Source organism: Geobacillus sp. ZGt-1 (genome assembly GCF_001026865.1).
GTDB classification, from domain to species: domain Bacteria; phylum Bacillota; class Bacilli; order Bacillales; family Anoxybacillaceae; genus Geobacillus; species Geobacillus thermoleovorans.
Window position 1 is genome coordinate 1 of sequence record NZ_LDPD01000106.1, and the last position, 263, is coordinate 263.

Sequence of the window (263 nt, forward strand, 5' to 3'; positions counted from 1 at the left end):
TTTCACCAGCCTTCTAGGGGTTTGTTTTTTCTGAATAGCGGGAACTTTTTTGGCACAAAAATTGCTTGAGTAGAAAATAAGGCGGAACGGTGGGAGAGGAAATGGCAATGATGGTCGGAGACATCATGGTGAAGGCAAAGGCAGTAATTTTTGAAAGCGATTCCCTTGATGAAGCGGCTCGGACATTCGTTGAATATGGACTTGATGGGATGGTCGTATGCCGTTGCAGTGAGGAAATCGTCGGCGTGGTGGCGGTCAAAGAC

At 47.1% G+C, this 263-nt stretch carries 1 protein-coding gene; it reads left to right on the forward strand.

The window, feature by feature from the left end:
* Nucleotides 1–125 precede the first annotated feature (125 nt).
* Nucleotides 126–263: CBS domain-containing protein (locus tag VU18_RS18070; RefSeq protein ID WP_236687438.1), on the forward strand; the 138-nt coding region annotated here is incomplete at its 3' end.